Origin of the sequence: Thermomonospora sp. CIF 1, from assembly GCF_001896795.1 — a bacterium.
Lineage (GTDB): Bacteria > Actinomycetota > Actinomycetes > Streptosporangiales > Streptosporangiaceae > Thermomonospora > Thermomonospora curvata.
The window spans coordinates 38,463-60,542 of sequence record NZ_MOYN02000023.1 but is presented as its reverse complement, the minus strand read 5'-3'; the positions used below and the strand labels follow the sequence as shown (position 1 = coordinate 60,542).

Genomic DNA, 22,080 nt, shown 5'->3' with positions numbered 1-22,080 from the left:
CATGACGGAACACCCGGAGGCTGGACGACACACAGGTGAGAAAAGAACTGCTGCTCGACCGGGCGCCCGCCCCCGAGCGGGCTCATGACAAGCAGGCTCATGACAGGCAGTCCGCGTCCCTTCGTACGCCGCGCCCTTCCGCCGGGGCCGCCGGCGTGACCGCGACGGGGACGCTCGATCCACAGGCGGCGGCCCGGGTGCGCGCCCTGCGGCGCGCCCGCCGCACCGCGCAGGCCCACGCCCGCGTCCGCCGCATCCTGCTCACCGGTTAGCAGGCCGATTCCTCCCGCGCTTTCGGGATGGTTTCGCGGGAGGCGCCTCCCGGTGAGCCGGCGCCGCCCGGTGCCCCTACCTCGCCGGGCCCGCGCCGACAACGGGGCCCCGCCCCCTCCGTCACCGGGGGGCGGGGCCCCGCTCGTCGTGGCCGGATCCGGCCGGTTCAGGCGGCCGGCTCGTCGTCGGTGTCGCCGTCTTCCTCGTCGGCGAAGCCCGGGACCCACTTCAGGCACTCGGCCCGGGCCGGGATCTCGCATTCCAGCTGGCACAGCACCCCGGTGCCGGCCGACAGCACCCGGTGGATGATCACGTACTCGGGGGGCAGGTTGAGCTGGCGCACCACGTTGCTGGGCCGCAGATCGGTGACCTTGGCGGCCATCATCCGCAGCCACTCGCGGTTGAAGCGGAACGTCTCGTTGATGAAGGGCTCAGTGATCGGGGCCAGGAACGCCTCCAGCGCCTTGGGATCGACCTCCACGCCCTCGCGGATGAAGTCCTCCTCCCGCAGCGCCTGCATGATCTCGTCGATCTCGGCCATGGTGCCGATCCGCAGCAGCAGGCCCAGCCGGCGCTGGAAGCCGCCGGGGATCCGGTCGACCGCGCCGAAGTCCAGCACGCCCAGCCGCCCGTCGGGCAGGATGCGGAAGTTGCCCGGGTGCGGGTCGCCGTGCAGCATGTCGGTGCGCTTGGGCCCCGACAGCAGGAACCGGCAGTACAGCAGGGCGGCGTGGTTGCGCTCCTCCTGGGTGCCGTCGCTGATGATCTTCGACAGCGGGGTGCCGTCGATCCACTCGGTCACCAGCACGTTGCCGGCCTGGGCGACCACCTCGGGGATGTAGAAGTCCGGGTCGTCGGCGTACGCCTTGGCGAAGGCGTTCTGCGACTCGGCCTCGATGGTGTAGTCGAGCTCCTCGATCACCCGCTCTTTGAGCTCGGCCAGCATGGGCTTGATCTCCAGCCCCGGCATCAGCACCGCAAACAGCTTGCCCAGCCGGGCGAGCTGGTTGAAGTCGCTGATCAGCGCCTTGCCGGCGCCCGGGTACTGGATTTTGACGGCGACCTTGCGCCCGTCCTTCCAGACCGCCCGGTGCACCTGGCCGATGGAGGCCGCGGCGGCGGGGGTGTCGTCGAAGGACTGAAACTGATCCCGCCAGTCCTCGCCGAGCCCTTCGGCCAGCACCTTGTGGACGGTGGAGGCCGGCAGCGGCGGGGCGGCCTCCTGCAGCTTGGTGAGGGTGGCGCGGTAGGGGCCGGCGATCTCGGGCGGCAGTGCGGCCTCGAAGATGGACAGCATCTGGCCCAGCTTCATGGCGCCGCCCTTGAGCTCGCCGAGCACCTTGAACAGCTGCTCGGCGGTGCGCTGCTGGATTTCCAGCGCGACCATCTCGGCGGGCTTGCCCAGCGTCCGCTTCCCGACGCCGAGCGCTGCACGTCCGGCGAAACCGAGGGGCAGCGACGCGAGCTTGGCTGACCGCGTCACCGCGCGGCGGGGGAGATCACTCACCCGCCCATTGTCAGGTATCGATGTCATTCCTGCCACAGTGAGGCCAAAGGAATCCTGAGAAAATCCGCTGCCACCCCTGTCTACCAGGCCAAAGGACGTAAGTGTGTACTTTCTCACCCTGGTGGGCGGGCACTTGACGGCGCGCGCGGCGGCTGCTTTCGCCGGCGGTGAGGGACGGCCCGGCGTCAGCTCCCGGCCGCCGTCGCCGAAGGACGCCGGGGGAGCGGCCGGTCGCCGGCACGGCTCGGGCCGCCGCTCCGCAAGGCGGCGCCGCGCTCGGCGAGCCGGCCGGCCGCCAGGGACATCACCACCGGTGCGGTGATCTCGATGACCCGGATCATCGACCCGGCCGGAATCCCCCATCGCCGTGCGGCCTTCCGCACGGCCTGGCCGGCCAGCCCGCCGCTCAACGCGCCGAGGGCGCCGGCCGCGATCCGTGCGCCCAGCGGCCACCGGGCGCCCGCCGCGCCGCCGTCGTTCCTCCCGCCGTCCCGGCTCATCGCAAACCCCCGAAGCTCGACTGTCACGGTGAGTACCCGATCAAGCGCTCACGGAAGCCTCTTTGGGTGACCGGCGAGACTCGTGGGACGGGATGGACCCTCCGCACCCTGTGGATAACTTGTGGACAAGCTGGGTGAAACCTGTGGACAACAGGCCTCTCGGCTGTGGACACAACTGGGGATGTGTTAAATCCACGTTCCTGACCAGGTAAAACAGGGATGCCCCCCTGTGGAGAAAGCAAAAACTTGGGTACCGTCTAGGTGTGCCTCCCCCCAATGTCGAGGTTCGCCGCAGCGCCCGGCGCAGGCGGACCGTGTCCGCCTACCGAGACGGAGACAAGACCGTGGTGCTGCTGCCTTCTCGGCTGTCGGAGGCCGAGGCGGAACACTGGGTGGCCACCATCCTGGAACGGCTGGCCGAACGGGAACGCCGCCGGCGCCCCAGCGACGCGGCGCTGCTGAACCGGGCGCGCGAGCTGTCCCGGCGCTACCTGGACGGACGGGCCAACCCCTCCAGCGTGCGCTGGGTGGACAACCAGCGCACCCGCTGGGGCTCGTGCACCCCCGACGACGGCACCATCCGGCTGTCCAGCAGGCTGCGCGGCATGCCCGCCTGGGTGGTCGACTACGTGCTGATCCACGAGCTGGCGCACCTGCTCGTCCCCGGCCACAACGCCCACTTTTGGAAGCTGGTGGCCAACTACCCCAAGGCCGAACGGGCCCGCGGCTATCTGGAAGGCGTGGCCGCGGCGGCCAACCTGCCCATCAGCGCCTTCGACGAACCTCCCGCCACCGCCCGGCAACCCGAACGCGACGCCGGCCGGGAGGCCACCGGGTGACCACCCGCTTCGCCGCCGTCCTGGCGATGCCGTCCCCCGCCGACCCCGCCCCGCCCGGCATCGACCCCGGCAAGCTGCGCCTGGCCATGCTGGAGGACGTCTACGAGGTCGTGGCCGGGCTCGAACTGCTCACCCCCGCCCTGATCCGGCACCCCGCATACCCGCCGGACGCCGAGGACGTCACCTGGCCGGGCACCGCGATCCTGCACGCGGAAGACCCGGACGCCGCCCTGCGCGCCCTGGCCGAACGCGGAGCCGACCAGGCCGTGCTCGTCGCCCCCGACGCCCCCGACCTGCCGCCCCTGCTGATCGGCAAGCTGCTGCGCGCCCTCGGCCGCGCCGCGGCCGCCGCCTGCCCCGCCACCGGCGGCGGGCTGGTCGCCCTGGCCGTCCGGCTGCCGGCCCCCGCCTGGCTCACCGAGACGCTGCCGGCGCTCGGCCTCACCCTGGAGGCCCCCGACGCCCTGGCACGCCTCACCGCCGCCGCGCCCCGGGCCGGCCTGGTCCGCCGCACCCCCGCCTGGCACCGCCTGCGCACCCCCGCCGACCTGGAGTATTTGGACCCCGGCCTGGAAGGCTGGGAGAACACCCGCGCCCTGCTCTCCGGCCACCCCCTGCCCGGCCTGCCGCTTTGAGCCCGTCACAAAGCGGCGACGGCGCAGGCCACCAGAGCGCGGACGAAGTCGTCGGTGAGGTCGGGCAGCGAGTCCACCGGGAACCAGCGCAGATCGACGGACTCGGCGCTGATGCGGTGCCGGGCCCGAGGCGGGGCGATCGCCACGTACTGCACATCCAGGTGGTAGGAGCCCTGCGGGTGGCAGTGGACCCGGTGCCGGCCGAGCTGCACCGGATCCTCCAGCAGCCGCAGCCCGGCGATCCCCGACTCCTCGGTGGCCTCCCGCAGCGCGGCGGCGGCCAGCGACTCATCGCCCGGCTCGCAGTGCCCGCCCAGCTGCAACCACAGCCGGTGCTTGTGGTGCAGGGTCAGCAGCACCTGGGAGCCGGAGGAGTCCAGCACCACCGTGCTGGCGGTGATGTGACCCGGCACGCACTCGCGCCACACCCCATCGGGGTGGGCCGCCAGATGCCGCAGGAACTCCCGGCGCAAGTGCTCCTGCGCGGCATCCGGCGCCCGCCAGCCCTCCAGCACCCGCACCGCGTCCGCGTGCAGGGCGCCGCCCTCCCGGCCGCGGGGGCGCCGCGGCGACTGCGCCGTCACGCCTCTCCGATCAGCCGGCGCCGGCGGCGCTCCTGGTCGTGCGGGCGCTCCCAGCGGACGGCCCCGGCCATGATCCGGATCGGGGCGTGCCGGGGTGCGGCGAACGGCGCCTCCGGCCACTCACCGCGCAACGGGCGGGCCGTGCCGGCACCGGGAAGGGACGTCCGGCCGGCCCCGGCCGAGCCCGGGCAGACGTTGCCGGAACCCGGCGGCCGGCGGCGCGGCGGCCGGTGGACGTCGAAACGGCGGCTGAGCGCGCAGTGCGCGCTCCAGACGCTCAAGACCCCTCCGGACGGTCGCCCGAGCCGTCCGGCTCGTCGCCGTCCGCCTCGCCGGAAGCGTCGGTGAGCTTGGACAGATCCAGGTCCGACAGCCCCGAACTCTCCGCCCGGCCGTGCACGAAGCCGTCCGGGTCGTCCAGGTCGTCGGCGGTGGGCATCAGGTCGGGGTGCGTCCACACCTCGTCCCGCCCCTCATGGCCGCGGGCCTCGGTCAGCGCCCGCCACAGCGCACCGGCCTCGCGCAGCCGCCGGGGCCGCAGCTCCAGGCCGACCAGCGTGGCGAAGGTGCGCTCGGCCGGCCCGCCGGTGGCGCGGCGGCGCCGCACCGCCTCGGCCAGCTTGACCGTGTTGGGCAGCCGCCCCTCGGCCACGCCGTTGACCACCGTGTCCACCCAGCCCTCGATCAGCGCCAGCGCCGTCTCCAGCCGCAGCAGCGCCGCCTTCTGCTGGGGGGTCTCCTCCGGCTGCAGCGAGATCTCCCCGCCCAGCGCCCGCTGCAGCGCCTCCGGATCGGACAGGTCCAGCCCCGTCATGGCCCGCTCGATGCCCGACAGGTCCACGGTGATGCCGCGGGCGTAGTCCTCCACCGCGCCCAGCACATGCGCGCGCAACCACGGCACGTGCGCGAACAGCCGCTGGTGGGCGGCCTCCCGCAGCGCCAGGTACAGCCGGACCTCCTCGGCGTCCACCTCCAGGCCCTCGCCGAAGGCCGCCACCCCGGCCGGCAGCAGCGCGCCCACCCCCGCGGGGGCCAGCGGCAGCCCGATGTCGGAGGAGCCGACCACCTCCCGGGCCAGCGCGCCCAGCGCCTGCCCGGCCTGCCCGCCGACCATCGCCCCGGCCATCTGCTTGACCATGCTGATCAAGGGGCCGGCCATGGCCTGCATCTCCTCGGGGATGGGGCCGCCGATGCCGCCGCTGAGGGCGCCGCCCATCGACTCCACCATCCGGGCGGCGATCGGGTCGCAGATCGTCGACCACACCGGCAGCGTCCGCTCGATCCACTCCGAACGGCTCCAGGCCTCCGGGGTGCGGATGCCGGCGGGGATCACGGTGCCCTCGTCCAGCCACAGATCGGCCAGCCGCAGCGCCTCGATCACCTGCTTGCGCTCGGCGTCCACGACGGCGGGATCTCCTTGCCCGGCCACCGTGTGACGGGCGATGTTCTTGGCCAGATCCCAGTTCAGCGGCCCGGTGCCGCCCGCGCCGGGAGCGCTGCTTTGGATCATGTCGGCGAACTGGCGCAGCATGTCGGCGAACTGCCGCATGTCCCCGCCCAAGGCGGAGAAGGGATCGGTCGGCTTGCCGGACGAGGAGTCGTCGCCCTCGTCACCCGGCCGGTTGAAGCCGAAGGGCAGATCACTCATCGTCTCGCCCCCAAGCGGCATGATGGGACCATACGGCCACGTTAGCCGGTCCTGGCAACGAGGCGTACTCAGGAAGGGGGCGCTGACCTTGACAAGTGGAAAGGTTCGCCCTCGGCGTAGCACGGCCCCGGTCGTCGCCGTCACCGGCGCGGCCACCGGAGTCGGCCGCCTGCTGGCCCGCCGCCTGGCCGCCGGCGGCCGGGTGCGCAAGGTCGTGGCGATCGACGGCAGCCGGGGGGACGCGCCCGGGGTGCTGTGGCGGGTGGCCGACGTGCGGGACCCGCTGTTGTTCAGCCGGCTGGCCGACGTGGACGTGCTGGTCCACACCGACGTGGACGGCTCGCCCGACACCGACCCGCGCGAACGCCGCACCTACAACGTGCGGGGCGCCCAGACGGTGGTGACGGCGTGCGCCGCCGCCCGGGTGCGGCACGTGGTGCTGGTGACCAGCGCGATGGTGTACGGGGCGGCGCCGGACAACCCGGTCCCCCTGCCCGAGGACGCGCCGCCGAGAGCCGAGGCCGACTTCGGCATCGTCGGCGACTACCTGGAGATGGAGGAGACGGCCGCCCAGGCGGCGCGCACCCACCCCGGCCTGGCGGTCACCGTGGTCCGCCCCGCCGCGCTGGCCGGGCCCGGCGTGGACACGGTGGTGACCCGGCACTTTGAGGCACCGCGCCTGCTGGCCGTCAAAGGCTGCGCGCCCCGCTGGCAGTTCTGCCACATCGAGGACCTGGCCGCCGCGCTGGAACAGGTCGCCGTCGGCGCGCTGGCGGCGGGACCGTCCGCCGCGCCCGGCCGTCCCGCGCCGGGCCGTCCCCCCGCGGTGGTGGCGGTCGGCAGCGACGGCTGGCTGGAGATGGCGGAGGTCGAGGAGATCACCGGCAGGCGGCACCTGGAGCTGCCCGCCGCGGTGACCTTCGGCACCGCCCAGCGGCTGCACCGGCTGGGCCTGACCCCGGCGCCCGCCACCGACCTGCACTACGTCGCCTACCCCTGGGTGGTCGACTGCGCCACGCTCCGCTCCGCCGGCTGGAAGCCCGCCTACGACAACGCCGCGGCGCTGCGCGCCCTGCTGGAGGAGAGCGCGGGCCGCCGCGCCCTGGCCGGCCGCCGGCTCGGCGGCAGGGAGGCCACCATGGCCACCGCCGCCGGCGCCACCGTCGCCGTCATCGGCGCCGCCGCGGCCGTCCGCCGCGCCCGCCGGCGCCGCCGCTGACCCGTCCGCCCCGCCGGCGCAAGCCGCTCACGCGACGGCGGCACGGACGTCCCCATGGCGCGTTGGGCCGCTCATGCGGTGCAGCCGCTCGCGTGGCGTGGCTGCGGGACGCCCCATGGCACAGCGCCGACGTTCATACCGGTGGCGCGGGCCGCTTGTGCGACATGAGGCGTTCAAACGGAAACGGCCCCGACGCGGGCAGCGCGTCGGGGCCGTCTCCGCATTTCACGGCCGCTTGGGCCTCACTCCCCGGGGGACGGGCTCGCCGAGCCGGACGGGGACGGGCTGGGGGAGGACTGGGACTGCTGGGCCGATGCCCGCTGGGCCTCGGCCAGGCGGTTCAGCGCGTCCTGCAGCTTCCGCTGCGCCTCGCCGTAGGCCGCCCAGTCCGGCGGCGACTTGCTCAGCGCATCCTGGCCCTCCTGGAAGTACCGCTGGGCGTCCGCCAGGGCCTGGCGGGCGTCGGCGTTCAGGTCGTCGCCGGAAGGCGGCTCGGCGTCATCCTGCTGCGCCGGCGGGGCCGCGCCGCCGCCCTTGAACAGCTGCTCCAGCGCCGCGTCCAGGGTGTCGCCGGCGGCGACCTTGTCACCGAAGGCCACCAGCACCTGCCGCAGCACCGGGTAGGGCTCCTGCTCCGAGCCGCCGGCCGCCTGGGCGTACATCGGCTCCACATACAGCAGCCCGCCGCCGAACGGCAGCGTCAGCAGGTTGCCGGGCACCGTCCGGGTGCCGCCCTGGCGCAGCTTGAACAGCACGTCCTTGACCGCGGTGTCGGCCTCGAAGGAGTTCTGGATCTGGCCGGGGCCCTGGATCAGCGAGTTGCGCGGCAGCTCCAGGATCCGGATCCGCCCGTAGTTGGGGCCGGGCGTGGAGTCCACCGCCATGAACGCCGCCAGGTTGGGACGGCCGCGCGGGTTGAACACCGTGGTCAGCGAGAACTGCGCGCTCTGGTCACCGGGCAGCTTCAGGCTCAGGTAGTACGGCGGCTGGGCCCGGCCCGGCGAGGTCGGGTCCTGCGGCACCTGCCAGAAGCCCTGCGCGCCGTAGAAGGCGTCGGCCTGGGTCACGTGGTAGCGCGCCAGCACCTGCCGCTGCACCTTGAACAGGTCCTGCGGGTAGCGGAAGTGCTGCATCAGCTCCGGGGAGATGGCGCTCTTGGGCAGCACGGTGCCGTCGAAGACCTTCATCCAGGTCTTGGCCACCGGGTCGTTCTCGTCCCACAGGTACAGCCGGACCGTCCCGTCGTAGGCGTCCACCGTCGCCTTGATCGAGTTGCGGATGTAGTTGATGTGGTCGTTGGCCTGGCGGGCCACCGCCGAACGGGTGTCGGTGACGGTGTCGCGGGTGGCGTCGCCCAGGCTCATCCGCTCGGCGTACGGGTAGCCGTTGGAGGTGGTGTAGCCGTCCAGGATCCACACGATCCGGCCGTTCACCACCGCCGGGTAGGGGTTGCCGTCCAGCGTCAGCCAGGGCGCCACCCGCTGCACCATCTCCCGCGGCGTCCGGTGGTAGAGGATCTTGGCGCCCTCGTTGATCGCCCCCGACAGCAGGATGTTGCGGTCGGAGAACTTGGTGGCGAACAGCAGCCGGTTGAACAGCGAGTCCACCGGCACGCCGCCCTTGCCGGTGTAGGTGGTGTTCTTCTGCCCGGCGGGGCTGTCGTCGGGGTAGTCCAGCTCCTGCTGGCCCTTGCCGCCGACGATCGAGTAGCTGTTGGACAGCTCCCCGAAGTAGATCTGCGGCTTGTCGATCTTCAGCTCGCCGGTGGGCGGCATGTCCTTGGTCACCCACTGCGGGGTGCCGTTGCCGGCCAGCTGCTCGCCGTAGCCGGAGACGAACCCGTAGCCGTGGGTGTAGACCAGCCGGTCCTTCACCCAGCTCTGCTGCCCGGCCGGCGCGCCCGACAGCTCGCGGACGGCCACCACCACGTCCCTGGTCTTGCCGTCGATCTGGTAGCGGTCCACATCCAGCGTGTCGGGGAAGCGGTAGAAGTTACGGCCCTGCTGCAGCTGCTGGAAGGTCTCGCCGACCACGTTCGGGTCCAGCAGCCGCACCCCGGTCAGCGCCCGCGCCTCGGAGGACAGCTTGGCCGGGTCGCTTTCGGGCTGCCCGCCGTAGGGGATCACCTCCGCCTTGTCCACCCCGTAGGCGCGGCGGGTGGCGTCGATGTTGCGCTGGATGTACTGCCGTTCCTTGGCCAGCTCGTCCGGCTTGACCTGGAACTGCTGGATCAGCAGCGGGTAGACGCCGCCGAGCAGGATCGCCGCCACCACCATCAGCGACAGCCCGACCCCCGGCAGCATCATCCCGCGCCGCCAGATGTTGACGAAGAACAGCGCGGCGCAGATCACCGCGATGACCGCCAGGATCGTCTTGGCCGGCAGCACCGCGTTCAGGTCGGTGTAGCCGGGGCCGCTGACCACGCCGCGTTCGGAGTTGGCCAGCCCGTACCGGTCGAACCAGTACGCCGCCGCCTTGAGCAGCACGAACAGGCCCACCAGCACCGACAGGTGGGCCTTGGCCGGCGGGCTGGCCTTGTCGCCGGGCCCCTGCAGCCGCAGCCCCCCGTACAGGTAGTGGACCATCAGCGCCATCAGCAGCGACAGGATCACCGCGGCGAACAAAAAGCCCAGCACCAGCCGCGCGAACGGGTAGGTGAAGACGTAGAACGAGACGTCCTTGCCGAACTGCGGGTCCTTGACGCCGAACTGCGTGCGGTTCACGAACGCCAGCCACACCGGCCACTGGCCGGCCATCGACGAGCCGGTCAGCAGCGCCAGCATGGTCACGATGCCGAAACCGATCAGGCGGCGGTGCGGGTCCACCGCGGCCCGGTAGCGCTCCAGCCCCTGCTGCTCCACCGACAGCGGCCGGTAAGACGGCCGCAGCCGGTAGGCGATCACCATGTTGGCACCGACGATCAGTGCCAGCAGCAGGCCCGACCCCACGAACAGGCCGACCCTGGCCCACAGCTGTGTGGTGAAGACGGAGGAGAAGCCGACCGACCGGTACCACAGCAGGTCGGTCCAGACGGTGGTGAACACCAGATAGGCCACGACCAGCGCGGCCAATGTCGCCAATATGGGCAACAGCAATCGAGTCCGGCCGGTACCCAGCCGCCGGCTGAATCCGGGAGTCCGGAAGGTCACGGGTCCCTCCGCTTCGTCGCTCGGCTCGGCGGCCTCCGCTTCGGGGCGTGCGGCCGGGCCGCCGTGTTCATATGCAACTTATCGAGGAAGAGCAGGGTTCCCGTTCCGGTCCGCGTCCCAAAGCGGGAAAGATGGACCCCGTGACTCTGCTCGAAGAAGCCGTCCTCGATCTGGAACGCCACGCGGCCGCGGCCGGGTGGGACGCCCCCCCACGACTGTATGCGCTGGTGGAGAGTGCCGAACTGCTGCGGCGGGAACCGGCGCTGGCCGAGCGGTTCCACCTGTCGGAGGACGAGAACACCCTGGTGGTCCTGGAACAGGAGGCGCTGCCGCACTCGCACTCCATCGAGGAGGCGCTGGCCCGCATCGCCTGGCCGCCGACCGTCGCCGGCTGCGCCCTGGTGATCGAGCGGATCATCCTGCCTCCCGACGTGGAGGAGGAGATGCCCGAGGACGAGGCCGCCGCCCTGGAGTGGGCCGCCTCCCACCCGCGGCACGACGACGTGCGCATCGTGGTGGGCGTCCTGCGCGACGGGGAGCGGCATTCGGTGCTGCGGGTGCGCCGCCACGACACCGACGAGGAGGTCCTGTCGGGGCCGGACCTGGTGCCCGCCCTGGCCGACCAGCTGGCCGCCACCTTGGAGCCCGACCTGCCGGAGGAGCCGGAACAGGCCGAACGGAGGTAGCTTCCCGTGGACGTCATCCGTCTCGCCGGCATCCGCCAGACCCCCCTGTCGGTGGACGAGGTCTTCGCCGCCGTCGGCGACGACTCCGCCGGCGGCACCGCGCTGTTCGTCGGCACCGTCCGCGACCACGACCACGACCGTCCCGTCACCCGCCTGTCCTACAGCGCCCACCCCACGGCGGAACGGGAGCTGCGCGCGGTCATGGAGAAGGTCGCCTCCGACTTCCCGGTGCGCGCCATGGCCGCCGTGCACCGGGTCGGCGACCTGCGGGTCGGCGACCTGGCGGTGGTGGTGGCGGTGTCCTGCCCGCACCGCGCCGAGGCGTTCGCCGCCTGCCGCCGCCTGATCGACGACCTGAAGGCCCAGGTCCCCATCTGGAAGCATCAGTTCTTCGCCGACGGGACCGACGAGTGGGTGGGCGCGTGCTGACAGCGGCCCTGACAGGAGGGCGAAGGCCGGGTAACCGGGCTCAGCCGGGCATGCCGGTACCTACCGCCGGATAGCCTTGGCGCATGTCTCGCCGTGCCGCCACGCTGGTCGTCGCCAGCGCGTTGATCTTGGTGCTCGGAATCGTCGGGGTGCTGCTGCCGGTGCCGTACGTGGCGCTGACCCCCGGCCCGACCTACAACACGCTGGACAAGACCGAAGACGGCAAGCCCCGCATCCTCATCGACGGGCGGCGGGTCTACGAGGACGGCGGTCACCTCAACTTCACCACGGTCGCCTACCGGGGCGGCCCCGGCAACCGCATCGACCTGCTCACCGCGCTGCGCGGCTGGCTGGACGATGAGACCGCGATCGTCCCCGAAGAGACCATCTTCCCCAAGAACGAGTCGGTCAAGGACGTCGAGCGGGAGAACACCCGGCAGATGGCCGACTCCCAGAGCAACGCCGTGGCCGCGGCGCTCAACCAGCTCAAGATCCCGATCGGCACCCGGGTCCTGGTCGACTCGGTGCAAGCGGGCATGCCCGCCGAGGGGCTGCTGCGGCCCGGCGATGAGATCGTGGCCGTGGACGGCCGCAAGGTCACCGGGGTCGAGGCCGTCACCACCGAGATGGGCTCCCGCAAACCCGGCGACAAGGTCACCCTCACCGTGGTGCGCGGCGGAAAGCAGCAGGACGTCACCGTCACCACCGTGGCCTCCTCCGACGGCAAGCGCGCCGTCGTCGGCGTGCTGCTGGGCCAGGACTACCGCTTCCCGTTCAAGGTCACCATCACCGTCGGCGACGTCGGCGGCCCCAGCGCCGGGCTGATGTTCTCCCTGGCCATCGTGGACAAGCTCACCCCCGGCCCGCTGACCGGCGGCAAGTTCGTCGCCGGCACCGGCACCATCACCCCCGAGGGGCGGGTCGGGCCGATCGGCGGCATCCAGCAGAAGATGATCGCCGCCCGGCAGGCGGGCGCCACCATCTTCCTCACCCCCGCCGACAACTGCGGCGACGCCGTGCCCGCCGCCCCCAAGGGACTGCGGCTGGTGCGCGTGGAAACCCTGGACGGGGCCATCAAGGCCCTGGACGCCCTGCGCACCGGCCAGGGAGAGGTCCCCTCCTGCCCCCGGAACTGAAAACGATTTGGCCTTCGGCCCCGAATGGTCGTACAGTGAATACGCACTCGACGCGGGGTGGAGCAGTTCGGTAGCTCGCTGGGCTCATAACCCAGAGGTCGCAGGTTCAAATCCTGCCCCCGCTACGAAAGTCCGGTCCCGGCTGGTCGCAGCTTTTGGCTGCTTCCGGTCGGGACTTTCGTTTGTGTTGGTCCGGGGGGGCGACCCCCCGGAGCCCCCCGGTGTGGGGGCTCTGCCCCCACGCCCCCGGGTGGGTGCAAGGTTCCCGGTGATGAAGACCTGGTGATTCTAGGGGCTGGGTGTTTGTTCCTGGTTTGAGGGTTTTGTTCGGGAAGTTCTTGTTTTTTGGGTGGGTGTGGGGGTGTTTTCAAGGTCGTTTGAGAAGAACCATGAAGCGGTCTTCCGTGGTGCTTGCGGAGTTGTGGTCGTGAGGGTGGGGGGTGCTTGCGTGTGGGGGTCAGCGGAAGAATGCGTCGAATTTGACGGTGTTCTCCTCGATTGAGGTGACCTGGATCGTCAGGGGGCCCAGGGGGGTGCGGGAGCCGGTCCTCAGGGTGACGGTGGGGGTGCCTTCGACCTGGAGGCGGACGGTGTCGGGGCCGATTTCCCTGATGCGGACGTCGTAGTCGTTGACCTCGATGGTCTGGCCTGCGCCCTTGACGGTGACGTGGCAGGTGCCGTTGAAGCAGCTCTGGGTGTGGCTTTGGCAGGCGGTGAGGGGGAGGGCGGCGGCCAGGCAGAGGGCGGTGAGGGTGGGAGCGTTGCGTTTCATGAGGGGGAGGTTAGGGAGCGGGGTGTCCTGGGCGGTACGGGCAGGTGTCCTGTTTCGGGTGGGTGTTTGCGGTGGGGGTTTGCGTTAAGACCCTCTCGTCGAAGGGGCATGGTCGGTCGAATCGGCCCTTGCCGCTGTCTCGGCAGATGGCCGGTCCGGTGGGGCTGTGCATTCCCGCGTTGGGGCCGTCCGCTCGGGGCGTCGGCCGGAACTCGACCGTGATCGCCGGTTGATCGCTCCGGAGCGGTGCGACCTGGTCGGCTGCCGGGCTTGAGCCGGGTGTCGCTGTGATCGCCGGGTATGAGTGCTTCCGTTCCGGCGCCGTCTTCTGCCGGTTGCGTGAGCTTGGGTGCGGCGACCGGATTCACGTCGATGGTGGGGGCGGCCGCCACGTTCGTTGTGCGGTGGCCGGCTCGCTGTCCCGAGATCGCCGTGTCCGGTGAGGTGGCCTGCCGCGCTGCGGGTGACCGGCTGGAGCTGCGCCTGATCACCTGCGGTGGCGCCTTCGGCCGGGTCCGCCGCGGCTGCCGTGACGGTGTGGTGGTCTTGGCGGTACCGGCGGGTGGCTGAGCCGGTCGGTCGCTTCGGTTTGCACAAACAGTGGAGGCCCCATAGAGTTAGGGCACGTCACCGCGGGGTGGAGCAGTTCGGTAGCTCGCTGGGCTCATAACCCAGAGGTCGCAGGTTCAAATCCTGCCCCCGCTACGAAGGTCGAAGACCCGGTCGGTCGCAGATTCGTCTGTGAGCGGCCGGGTCTTTGCGTGTGTGCCTCCGCGGCCTCGGGCGGCCGTCTGCGGGGACGGGGCGTGGCCGGGGGGTCGGGGAAGGGCCGATAGCCTCGGGATATGCGTGCTTGGACGGCCGGTGGGCTGGACGTCGTCGGCGTGGTCGCGTTCGTGGCCATCGGGCGGGCCAGCCATGGTGAGTCGGGCGGAGTGGCCGAGCTTGCGGGAACGGCCTGGCCGTTCCTGGCGGCGCTGGCGATCGGCTGGGCGGTGCTGCGCGCCTGGCGGCGGCCGGCGGAGCCGGCGCCGATCGGGCTGGGCGTCTGGGGGATCACCTTGGCGGGGGGCATGGTGCTGCGGGCCCTGTCAGGGGGCGGTGTCGCGGTCAGTTTCGTGATCGTCGCCGGGATCTTCCTGGCGCTGGCGCTGATCGGCTGGCGGGCGGTGGTGCAACTGGCCGAACGGCACGGAGCCGCCGGGCGGCGGGAACACGGACGCGCCTGAGGGCTGAACTTTTTCGCCGTGCGGTCTTAAGAGCCGGCGGTGGGGGCCTCGGCGGCGTTCTTCGTTCTTCCGGCTCGCCGCGTCGTCCTTGGAGCGTGAGGAGCCCGCCCCGGCCGACGGAGACGTGTGCCGGAGGAGGTCCGCTGAACGTGTGCCGGCGTGCCGTTGATACCCCTGAGGCGGTGCGTGCGGTGGATCCGCGGGTCTTGGCGGGAGCGGGTGTCGCTCAGCAGGGCACATCGGCATGCGAACGCACGGGCGGGACGTGCCTCGTCCAGGGAGCGGGACAGGGGTGATGTGATGCACGCCACTCTTCCCGCGGAAGATCCGGGTGAGCGGGCCCGGGGAACTTGATCAATGGCGACAATGCGGGAAATTTTTTTGTCATTCCGCTCACAAAAAAGAAAGCGCTGGTGAGGCGGGAAGCGGCCGGCCGAACGCAAGGCGCGGCGGACACGGTGGAGAGTGCCTGCGCCGGGGCCTGTTGACGTGAATACTCACTCGCTGATGAAGTTACCCCCTAGTCACATGGGGGCGGGGAACGCCTGTGGCGGGCTTTTGCGAAAGGGATGGCCATGAGCTCAGCGCTGCGTGATTGGCTGGACAAGCCGCAGGTCGATCGCGGTATCCGACTGGCGGCCGACGACGGCGGGTGGGAGTACCGGGGCTATGGGGAGCTGGCTTCGGCGGCGCGGCGTACCGCGGCGGCGCTCATCGAGGCGGGCGTGCGGCCCGGGGACGTGGTGTGCGTGGTGCTGCCCACCGACTTCACGTGCGTGGAGACCTATTTCGGGGTGTGGGCGGCCGGGGCCACGGTCTGCCTGATCACGCCGCCGCTGTTCCAGGACGGCGACGACTATGTGGCCCATGTGGCGGCCATCCTGCGCCAGGCCCGGCCCAAGCTGACCATCTCCTCGGCCGGGCTGGCGGAGCTGGTGGGGCGGGCGATGCAGGCGGCCGGCCTGGAGGGCGAGCCGTGGCTGCCCCGTCAGGCCGCTGCGGAGGCGGACGTGCAGGAGGCGGGGGAGCTGGCGCTGCTGCAGTTCACCTCCGGCTCCAGCGGCGAGCCCCGCGGCGTCATGGTCACCTGGGACAACCTGGAGGCCAACTGCGAGCTGATCGCCCGCACCGCCGGTTTCCAGGACGGCCACGAGGTCGCCTCCTGGCTGCCGCTCTACCACGACATGGGGCTGATCGGCTGCTTCATCACCCCGATCTCCCGGCAGGGCGACCTGTGGCTGATGCGGCCGGACCAGTTCATCCGCGACCCGGCCCGCTGGATCCGCTGCTTCGCCACCGCCAAGCACACCGCCGCCCCGCCGTTCGCCTACGCCTACGTGGCCCGCCGCGTCAAGCCCGAGCAGCTGGAGGGGCTGGACCTGTCGGGCTGGGAGACGGCGCTGGTGGGGGCCGAGCCGATCGACCCGCACGGGCTGGAGGTCTTCGCCCAGTTGCTGGAGCCCTTCGGGTTCTCCCGCAAGGCCTTCAAGCCCGCCTACGGCATGGCCGAGACCACCTTGCTGGTGACCATGGACAACGCGCTGCGCGAGCCGCTGGCGGTGCACCCCGATCCGGAGTCGCTGGCCTTCGGGCAGCCGGTGCGGATCCTGGACCGCCACACCCTGGGCCCGGCCTCGGTGGGCGCCAAGTCCGGCTGGGTGGTCGGCACCGGGACGCCCGAGGAGGACGTGCCGGTCACCATCGTCGACGACGACGGCCGGGAGCTGCCCGAGGGGCACCTGGGGGAGATCGTGGTCGGCGGGGCCTCGGCCTGCCGGGGCTACTACGCCGGGGCCCAGGGCAAGTCGACCCGGTTCATCGACGGCAAGGTCTACACCGGCGACGCCGGGTTCTTCTACGACGGGCAGCTGTTCGTGCTGGGCCGGATGGGCGACAGCATCAAGGTCCGCGGGCGCAGCGTCTACGTGGAGGACCTGGAGGCCAAGATCGCCGAGCTCACCGGGCTGGGCAAGGGCCGGATCGTGCTGACCAGCGTGCCGGGCGCCGGCAGCAAGGGCGTGGCGCTGTTCGCCGAGACGAACGCGGCGGACTGGGAGGGCCGGGTCCGCGAGTTCCTGCGGCGCCGGCTCGGCGGGGACGTGACGGTGACGATCGTGATCGGCTCCGGGCTGATCCAGCGCACCTCCAGCGGCAAGCCGCGCCGCCGCTACATGTGGGAGCGCCTGCAGGCCGGACGGATGGAGGGCGCGCGGATCATCGGCTGATCCAGACGCCCGTCAACACCGCCCCCGGGACGGACCGTCCCGGGGGCGGTGTGCTTGGGGGAGAGGCCGAACTTTATCCAACTGTCATAAGTAAGGGCTTGCATGCCCCTAGACGTTCGGATTGTGGCGCGATACAACGAAGTTACAGAAATTGCTCTTCTGTTCCTCACCAGGGGGAGCCATGCCCAAAGTCCTCGCGCCACCGCCTCCCGGCAGCGACCTCAAGCCGGTCCTCGGCGACCCGGGCCTCCCGCTCATCGGCAACACCCTCCAGACCATGCGCGACCCGTTCGGGATGGCGCGCAACCGGTACCTGCGGTTCGGCCCGGTCACCTGGGGATGGACGCTGGGACTGCGCACGGTGATGGTGCAGGGCCCCGAAGGCGCCGAGGCGATCCTGGTCAACAAGGACAAGGCGTTCGCCAACGGCCCCGCGTGGACCTACTACATCGGTCCCTTCTTCCGGCGCGGCATCATGCTGCTGGACTTCGAGGAGCACCTGCACCACCGGCGCATCATGCAGCAGGCCTTCACCAGGCCCAAGATGCGCAGCTACCTGGAGATCATGACTCCGGGCATCACGCGGGGCATCAAGGCCTGGCCCACCGGGGACGGCTTCCAGTTCTACAAGCGCATCAAGCAGCTCATGCTCGACCTGGCCATCGACGTCTTCGTGGGCGTCGACCTGGAGCAGGCCGAGATCGACCGGCTCAACGGCGCCTTCATCGACGCCGTCCGCGCCGGGACCGCCATCATCCGCACCTCCGTGCCCGGCCTGCGCTGGCACAAGGGGCTGCAGGCCCGCAAAGAGCTGGAGGCGTTCTTCTACCGGCACCTGCCCGCCAAGCGGCGCGACGGCGGGGACGACCTGTTCGCCGCGCTGTGCCAGGCCGAGACCGAGGACGGGCACCGCTTCACCGACGAGGACGTGGTCAACCACATGATCTTCGCGTTGATGGCGGCCCACGACACCTCCACCATCACCATGACCACCATGGCCTACTACCTGGCCAAGCACCCCGAGTGGCAGGAGCGGGTGCGCGAGGAGTCCCAGGCCCTGGGCAAGCCCACGCTGGACTTCGACGACATCGACAAGCTGGTCTCCCTGGACCTGGTGATGAAGGAGGCGCTGCGGCTGGTGCCGCCGGTGCCCGCGCTGCCCCGCCGGGCCGTCAAGGACACCTCCATCCTCGGCTACCACATCCCCAAGGGCACCACCGTGGTGGTGGCGGCGCTGACCAACCACCGCATGCCGGAGATCTGGAAGGACCCCGAGCGCTTCGACCCCGAGCGGTTCGCCGAGCACCGCCGCGAGGACAAGGTGCACCGCTACGCCTGGGCCCCCTTCGGCGGCGGCGCCCACAAGTGCATCGGCATGCACTTCGCCGGCGTCCAGATCAAGTCCGTGCTGCACCAGGTGCTGCTGAACTACCGCTGGAGCGTCCCCCGCGGCTATGAGTGGCCGCTGGACACCACCTCCCTGCCGTCCCCCAAGGACGGCCTCCCGGTCAGGCTGGAGCGCCTATGAGCAAGGTCATCGCCATCACCGGCGGCGCCCGCGGCATCGGCTACGCCACCGCCCGGACGCTGGTCGCCAAGGGCGCCAAGGTCGCCATCGGCGACATCGACGAGACCGCGGTCAAGGAGGCCGGGGAGCGGCTGGACATCCCGGCGCTGAAACTGGACGTCACCGACCGGGACTCCTTCACCGCCTTCCTGGAGGCGGTGGAGGACCGGCTCGGCAGGCTGGACGTGCTGGTCAACAACGCCGGCATCATGCCGATCGGCCCGGTCACCGGCGAAAGCGACGCCGACGCCCGCCGCTGCCTGGACGTCAACGTGCACGGCGTGATGCTCGGCACCAAGCTGGCGCTGGAGCGGATGCTGCCGCGCGCCGACGGCCACATCATCAACATCGCCTCGGTGGCCGGGGTGCTGCCCACCCCCGGGCTGGCCCTCTACAACGCCAGCAAGGCCGCGGTGGTGGCGTTCACCGAGGCCACCCGGCTGGAGGTGCGCGACCGCGGGATCAAGGTCGGCGCGGTGCTGCCCTCCTTCACCGACACCGAGCTGATCGCCGGCACCCGCAGCCCCCGCGGGCAGCGCAACTGCCGGCCGGAGGAGATCGCCGCCGCGGTGGCCCGCATGATCGCCAAGCCGGTGCCGCAGCTGGTGGTGCCGCGCAGGCTCACCGCCCAGCTGCGGCTGATGGGGCTCATTCCCGACCCGGTCAAGCGGGCCGTGGCCCGCTACTACGGGCTGGACACCCTCTTTTTGGACTTCGACCGCAACGCCCGCAAGGGCTACGACTCCCGGATCCGCGCCTGATGGAGGGGTTGCTGAGCCGCCGGGCCGAGGCCGAGCCGGACGCGCTGGATGTGCGGATCCTGGACGCGGCGCTGGCGGAGTTCGAAACCTATGGACTGCGCCGGGTCAGCGTGGAGGACGTCGCCCGGCGGGCCGGGGTGGCGCGCACCACCATCTACCGGCGGTTCAGCAACAAAGACCAGCTGTTGCAGGCGGTGATCCTGCGCGAGTGCCGGCGGTTCCTGTCGGAGATCTCCGCCGCCACCGAAGGGCTGTCGGCCCGGGACGCGCTGGTGGAGGGGTTCGTGGCCGGGCTGCGGGAGGCCCGGTCCAACCCCCTGCTGACCCGCGTCCTGCAAAGCGAGCCGGAGGTGTTCCTGCCTCAGCTCAGCATGAACGGCGGCGCGATCATGCTGGCCGCCCGCGACATCCTGGCCGAGCGGCTGGGCCGCGACCACCCCCAAGACGGTGAGGACCTGAACGCGGTCTGCGAGATCCTGCTGCGCGTGGCGATGTCGCTGCTGCTGGTCCCCGGCGGCGGCCTGGCGGTCTACGACGACGACAGCGCCCGCGCGCTGGCCCGCCGTCACCTGCTCCGCCTGCTGCCGCCGGCCATCGGCTGATGCGCATCGCGCCGGTCCGGGCGAATCCGGGGAATCTCCTCACCATTGGTGATCATTTCACTACCATTCGCCTCATTGATCTGCCTGTCGGGGGTTCGAAGCGGATGGGGGCGCTATGCGGCAGGTGGCGGCGGGGGCCGCGGCACTGGGGGCGGCGACGGCCCTGGCGGTACTGCACTGGGGGAACGCCCCGGCGCTGGCCGCGGCGGCCCCGGCAGTGGCCGTCCCCGCCTGGCTGTGGTCCCGCTCGGTGACCCGCCGCGACCGGGAACTGGCCGAGCTGCGCCGCGTCGCCGAGGCGGTGCAGCAGGCGCTGCTGCGGCCGGTGCCCAAGCGGCTGGGCGACCTGCGCACCGAGGTGCGCTACCTGGCCGCCGACGCCGCCGCCGAGGTCGGCGGCGACCTGTACGACGTGCTGTCCACCCCGTTCGGCACCCGGCTGATCATCGGTGATGTCAGCGGCAAGGGCCTGGAGGCGGTGAGCGGGGCGGCCGACGTGCTGGGCGCCTTCCGGGAGCTGGCGCGGCGCGAACCGTCGCTGGCCGCGGTGGCGATGCGGCTGGATGCGCTGGTGCGCGACCGTCTGGGCGGTGCGGAGGGCTTCGTGACCGCCCTGCTGGTCGGGCTGCCCAAGGGCGACCGGCCGGCCGAGATCGTGCACTGCGGGCATCCGCCCCCGCTGCTGCTGCGGGACGGCCGGGCCGCCTGCGTCGAGCCGGTGCTGCAGTTCCCGCCGCTGGGCCTGCTGGAGCTGGCCGGCGGCTGGTGCGCCGGCGAGCCGCTGCCGCTGCGGCCCGGCGACCGGCTGCTGCTGTACACCGACGGGGTGAGCGAGGCCCGCGACGGCGAGGGGATGTGCTACCCGCTGGCGCGGCGAGTGGAGGAACTGGCGCGCGGGCAAGAGGGCCACTGCCCCGGGCGGCTGTTGACCGCGCTGGAGCGGGACCTGCGGCGCCACACCGGGGGACGGCCGGCCGACGACGCGGCGCTGCTGCTGGTGCAGCTGGAGGCCGTCCCGCCCGTCCGCCCGCACGCGGACCTGGCCGTCCGGCGCGCCGGCTGAGGCGCGCCGGCGTCCCTCAGCTCCCCAGGCGCTTGCGGGCCTGGCCGCGCAGCCGGCGGCGCTGCGAGGGGTCGAGCATCAGGTAGGCCGCCACCGGCAGCGCGATGACGCCCAGCACGATGAGCGTCGCGATGAGCGGCCCCAGCAGCTTCAGCGCGATGAACGCCACGGCGACCCCGCCGATGACGATGACAGCCTTGTTGGCCAATGCCGACACCTCCCACAAGCCGGTACCGGGAGAACGACCGCGGCCCGCCGGTGGTTCCGGGCGCCGTCTTTTGCGGGTCCGTCCGGCTCAGGCGGGCGACGATGCGTCCCGGCCGCCCAGCATGTCCAGCACCCGGGCGTGCAGCAGGCCGTTGGTGCACACCACGCTGCCGCCGCCGGGGCCGGGCACCCCCGCCAGGTTGGTGAACACGCCGCCGGCCTCCTCCACGATGACCTGCAGCGCGGCCAGGTCCCACAGCGACACCTCCGGCTCGGCGGAGATGTCCACCACGCCCTCGGCGACCATCATGTGCGACCAGAAGTCCCCAAAGGCCCGGGTCCGCCACACCGCACGGGTCAGGTCCAGGAAGTTCTCCAGCCGGCCCTGCTCCTCCCAGCCGCTCAGACTGGAGAACGACAGCGAGGCGTCCGACAGCTCGGCCACCGACGACACCCGCATCCGGGTGGCCTGCGACAGGCTGCGGCCCGTCCAGGCGCCGCCGCCGCGGGCCGCCCACCAGCGGCGGTTCAGCGCCGGGGCCGACACCAGGCCGACCACGACCTCCTCGTTCTCCATCAGCGCGATCAGCGTGGCCCACACCGGCACGCCGCGCACGAAGTTCTTGGTGCCGTCGATGGGGTCGATCACCCAGCAGCGCTCTCCCTGCCCGGAGCGCCCGTACTCCTCGCCGAGCACCGCATCGCGCGGCCGGGCCCGTTTGAGCGTGCCGCGCACCTGTTCTTCGACCGAACGGTCGGCGTCGCTGACCGGCGTCAGGTCGGGCTTGGTGTCGATGCGCAGGTCCAGCGCCCGGAACCGCTTGGTGGTGATGTCATCGGCCGCGTCCGCCAGCACGTGCGCCAGCCGCAGGTCATCGGAGTAGTCCGCCACGAGGTGCCACGCTACCGCGATCACCCCCCGCCCCGACACACCCGCCGCGCCGCACGGGGGAACCGCTTTCCGCCGGGCCCGCCGTCCGGCCCGGATCTGAACCGCCCGCTGCGAGAGCAACCGGACGCTCTTGCCATCCCCTTCCAGAGCTGGTCTT

Annotated in this window: 21 protein-coding genes and 2 tRNA genes; 14 read left to right on the top strand and 9 right to left on the bottom strand. The window is 71.8% G+C overall.

Features of this window, described 5'->3' with window-relative positions:
* Positions 1–439 precede the first annotated feature (439 nt).
* The gene (locus tag BUE48_RS18590; RefSeq protein ID WP_286990636.1) at positions 440–1,780 is read right to left on the bottom strand and encodes an ABC1 kinase family protein; all 1,341 of its coding nucleotides are present in this window, start codon (positions 1,778–1,780) and stop codon (positions 440–442) included.
* Positions 1,781–1,965: 185 nt separating this feature from the next.
* On the bottom strand, positions 1,966–2,307 hold the full coding sequence (locus BUE48_RS18585) for a hypothetical protein (RefSeq protein WP_148233056.1): 342 nt from the start codon (positions 2,305–2,307) through the stop codon (positions 1,966–1,968).
* Positions 2,308–2,594: 287 nt separating this feature from the next.
* Here BUE48_RS18585 and BUE48_RS18580 point away from each other — a divergent pair, with 287 nt between their 5' ends.
* Together BUE48_RS18580 and BUE48_RS18575 are read left to right on the top strand one after the other, a co-directional pair.
* Entirely contained in the window at positions 2,595–3,119 is a 525-nt protein-coding gene (locus BUE48_RS18580; protein ID WP_012854053.1) for a M48 metallopeptidase family protein, read from the top strand.
* The gene (locus tag BUE48_RS18575) at positions 3,116–3,754 is read left to right on the top strand and encodes a DUF2064 domain-containing protein (protein WP_286990635.1); all 639 of its coding nucleotides are present in this window, start codon (positions 3,116–3,118) and stop codon (positions 3,752–3,754) included. The genes BUE48_RS18580 and BUE48_RS18575 overlap by 4 nt, the downstream gene beginning before the upstream one ends.
* Positions 3,755–3,759: 5 nt before the next feature.
* On the opposite strand, the gene BUE48_RS18570 is transcribed toward BUE48_RS18575, so the two are convergent.
* Genes BUE48_RS18570 through BUE48_RS18560 form a run of 3 tightly spaced genes read right to left on the bottom strand, consistent with a single transcriptional unit; the run spans position 3,760 to position 5,986 of the window.
* The gene (locus tag BUE48_RS18570) at positions 3,760–4,275 is read right to left on the bottom strand and encodes an NUDIX hydrolase (RefSeq protein ID WP_286990844.1); all 516 of its coding nucleotides are present in this window, start codon (positions 4,273–4,275) and stop codon (positions 3,760–3,762) included.
* 59 nt (positions 4,276–4,334) lie between these two features.
* Complete coding sequence (locus tag BUE48_RS18565) at positions 4,335–4,619, bottom strand: hypothetical protein (RefSeq protein WP_012854050.1); 285 nt, start codon at positions 4,617–4,619, stop codon at positions 4,335–4,337.
* Positions 4,616–5,986 carry a zinc-dependent metalloprotease gene (locus BUE48_RS18560; RefSeq protein ID WP_012854049.1) on the bottom strand — a complete coding sequence of 457 codons (1,371 nt, stop codon included), beginning with the start codon at positions 5,984–5,986 and terminating at the stop codon, positions 4,616–4,618. Before BUE48_RS18560 ends, BUE48_RS18565 begins: the two co-directional genes overlap by 4 nt.
* 88 nt (positions 5,987–6,074) lie before the next feature.
* Here BUE48_RS18560 and BUE48_RS18555 point away from each other — a divergent pair, with 88 nt between their 5' ends.
* Positions 6,075–7,205, top strand: a complete 1,131-nt coding sequence (locus BUE48_RS18555) for an NAD-dependent epimerase/dehydratase family protein (RefSeq protein ID WP_286990634.1) — start codon at positions 6,075–6,077, stop codon at positions 7,203–7,205.
* 242 nt (positions 7,206–7,447) lie between these two features.
* On the opposite strand, the gene BUE48_RS18550 is transcribed toward BUE48_RS18555, so the two are convergent.
* The gene (locus BUE48_RS18550) at positions 7,448–10,354 is read right to left on the bottom strand and encodes a UPF0182 family membrane protein (RefSeq protein ID WP_012854047.1); all 2,907 of its coding nucleotides are present in this window, start codon (positions 10,352–10,354) and stop codon (positions 7,448–7,450) included.
* A 131-nt stretch (positions 10,355–10,485) separates the two neighbouring features.
* Between BUE48_RS18550 and BUE48_RS18545 the strand changes: the two genes are divergently transcribed.
* The 4 genes from BUE48_RS18545 (at position 10,486) to BUE48_RS18530 (ending at position 12,730) form a co-directional block, all read left to right on the top strand.
* Positions 10,486–11,040, top strand: a complete 555-nt coding sequence (locus tag BUE48_RS18545; protein ID WP_041440046.1) for a PPA1309 family protein — start codon at positions 10,486–10,488, stop codon at positions 11,038–11,040.
* A 6-nt stretch (positions 11,041–11,046) separates the two neighbouring features.
* The gene (locus BUE48_RS18540) at positions 11,047–11,469 is read left to right on the top strand and encodes a molybdenum cofactor biosynthesis protein MoaE (protein WP_012854045.1); all 423 of its coding nucleotides are present in this window, start codon (positions 11,047–11,049) and stop codon (positions 11,467–11,469) included.
* Positions 11,470–11,552: 83 nt separating this feature from the next.
* Positions 11,553–12,605 (top strand): YlbL family protein, encoded by a 1,053-nt coding sequence (locus BUE48_RS18535; protein ID WP_012854044.1) that lies wholly within the window; start codon positions 11,553–11,555, stop codon positions 12,603–12,605.
* A 51-nt stretch (positions 12,606–12,656) separates the two neighbouring features.
* Positions 12,657–12,730 (top strand) — tRNA-Met (locus BUE48_RS18530).
* A 332-nt stretch (positions 12,731–13,062) separates the two neighbouring features.
* Here the strand turns inward: BUE48_RS18530 and BUE48_RS18525 are convergent.
* Positions 13,063–13,377 (bottom strand): hypothetical protein, encoded by a 315-nt coding sequence (locus BUE48_RS18525; RefSeq protein WP_012854043.1) that lies wholly within the window; start codon positions 13,375–13,377, stop codon positions 13,063–13,065.
* A 631-nt stretch (positions 13,378–14,008) separates the two neighbouring features.
* Between BUE48_RS18525 and BUE48_RS18520 the strand changes: the two genes are divergently transcribed.
* From BUE48_RS18520 to BUE48_RS18490, 7 genes are all read left to right on the top strand, one after another.
* Positions 14,009–14,082, top strand: a tRNA-Met gene (locus BUE48_RS18520).
* A 140-nt stretch (positions 14,083–14,222) separates the two neighbouring features.
* Positions 14,223–14,606: a DUF3054 domain-containing protein gene (locus tag BUE48_RS18515; protein ID WP_286990633.1), complete on the top strand. Its 384-nt coding sequence runs from the start codon at positions 14,223–14,225 to the stop codon at positions 14,604–14,606.
* A gap of 575 nt (positions 14,607–15,181) precedes the next feature.
* Entirely contained in the window at positions 15,182–16,831 is a 1,650-nt protein-coding gene (locus tag BUE48_RS18510) for an AMP-binding protein (RefSeq protein WP_012854041.1), read from the top strand.
* Positions 16,832–17,012: 181 nt separating this feature from the next.
* Positions 17,013–18,359 carry a cytochrome P450 gene (locus tag BUE48_RS18505; protein ID WP_012854040.1) on the top strand — a complete coding sequence of 449 codons (1,347 nt, stop codon included), beginning with the start codon at positions 17,013–17,015 and terminating at the stop codon, positions 18,357–18,359.
* Entirely contained in the window at positions 18,356–19,159 is an 804-nt protein-coding gene (locus BUE48_RS18500) for an SDR family oxidoreductase (RefSeq protein ID WP_012854039.1), read from the top strand. Before BUE48_RS18505 ends, BUE48_RS18500 begins: the two co-directional genes overlap by 4 nt.
* Complete coding sequence (locus tag BUE48_RS18495; protein WP_012854038.1) at positions 19,159–19,761, top strand: TetR/AcrR family transcriptional regulator; 603 nt, start codon at positions 19,159–19,161, stop codon at positions 19,759–19,761. Before BUE48_RS18500 ends, BUE48_RS18495 begins: the two co-directional genes overlap by 1 nt.
* Before the next feature lie 115 nt (positions 19,762–19,876).
* Positions 19,877–20,824 carry a PP2C family protein-serine/threonine phosphatase gene (locus BUE48_RS18490; protein ID WP_012854037.1) on the top strand — a complete coding sequence of 316 codons (948 nt, stop codon included), beginning with the start codon at positions 19,877–19,879 and terminating at the stop codon, positions 20,822–20,824.
* 16 nt (positions 20,825–20,840) lie between these two features.
* On the opposite strand, the gene BUE48_RS18485 is transcribed toward BUE48_RS18490, so the two are convergent.
* Together BUE48_RS18485 and hisN are read right to left on the bottom strand one after the other, a co-directional pair.
* On the bottom strand, positions 20,841–21,032 hold the full coding sequence (locus BUE48_RS18485; RefSeq protein ID WP_012854036.1) for a tail-anchor membrane protein: 192 nt from the start codon (positions 21,030–21,032) through the stop codon (positions 20,841–20,843).
* Positions 21,033–21,119: 87 nt separating this feature from the next.
* Positions 21,120–21,923, bottom strand: a complete 804-nt coding sequence (gene hisN / locus BUE48_RS18480; protein ID WP_286990632.1) for a histidinol-phosphatase — start codon at positions 21,921–21,923, stop codon at positions 21,120–21,122.
* Positions 21,924–22,080: the final 157 nt, after the last annotated feature.

Excerpts from the sequence above, each read along its gene's own strand:
- BUE48_RS18560 (WP_012854049.1), bottom strand. The coding sequence starts at position 5,986 with ATGAGTGATCTGCCCTTCGGCTTCAACCGGCCGGGTGACGAGGGCGAC.
- BUE48_RS18545 (WP_041440046.1), top strand. The coding sequence starts at position 10,486 with ATGGACCCCGTGACTCTGCTCGAAGAAGCCGTCCTCGATCTGGAACGC.
- BUE48_RS18535 (WP_012854044.1), top strand. The coding sequence starts at position 11,553 with ATGTCTCGCCGTGCCGCCACGCTGGTCGTCGCCAGCGCGTTGATCTTG.
- BUE48_RS18525 (WP_012854043.1), bottom strand. The coding sequence starts at position 13,377 with ATGAAACGCAACGCTCCCACCCTCACCGCCCTCTGCCTGGCCGCCGCC.
- BUE48_RS18515 (WP_286990633.1), top strand. The coding sequence starts at position 14,223 with ATGCGTGCTTGGACGGCCGGTGGGCTGGACGTCGTCGGCGTGGTCGCG.
- BUE48_RS18510 (WP_012854041.1), top strand. The coding sequence starts at position 15,182 with ATGAGCTCAGCGCTGCGTGATTGGCTGGACAAGCCGCAGGTCGATCGC.
- BUE48_RS18505 (WP_012854040.1), top strand. The coding sequence starts at position 17,013 with ATGCCCAAAGTCCTCGCGCCACCGCCTCCCGGCAGCGACCTCAAGCCG.
- BUE48_RS18500 (WP_012854039.1), top strand. The coding sequence starts at position 18,356 with ATGAGCAAGGTCATCGCCATCACCGGCGGCGCCCGCGGCATCGGCTAC.
- BUE48_RS18495 (WP_012854038.1), top strand. The coding sequence starts at position 19,159 with ATGGAGGGGTTGCTGAGCCGCCGGGCCGAGGCCGAGCCGGACGCGCTG.
- BUE48_RS18490 (WP_012854037.1), top strand. The coding sequence starts at position 19,877 with ATGCGGCAGGTGGCGGCGGGGGCCGCGGCACTGGGGGCGGCGACGGCC.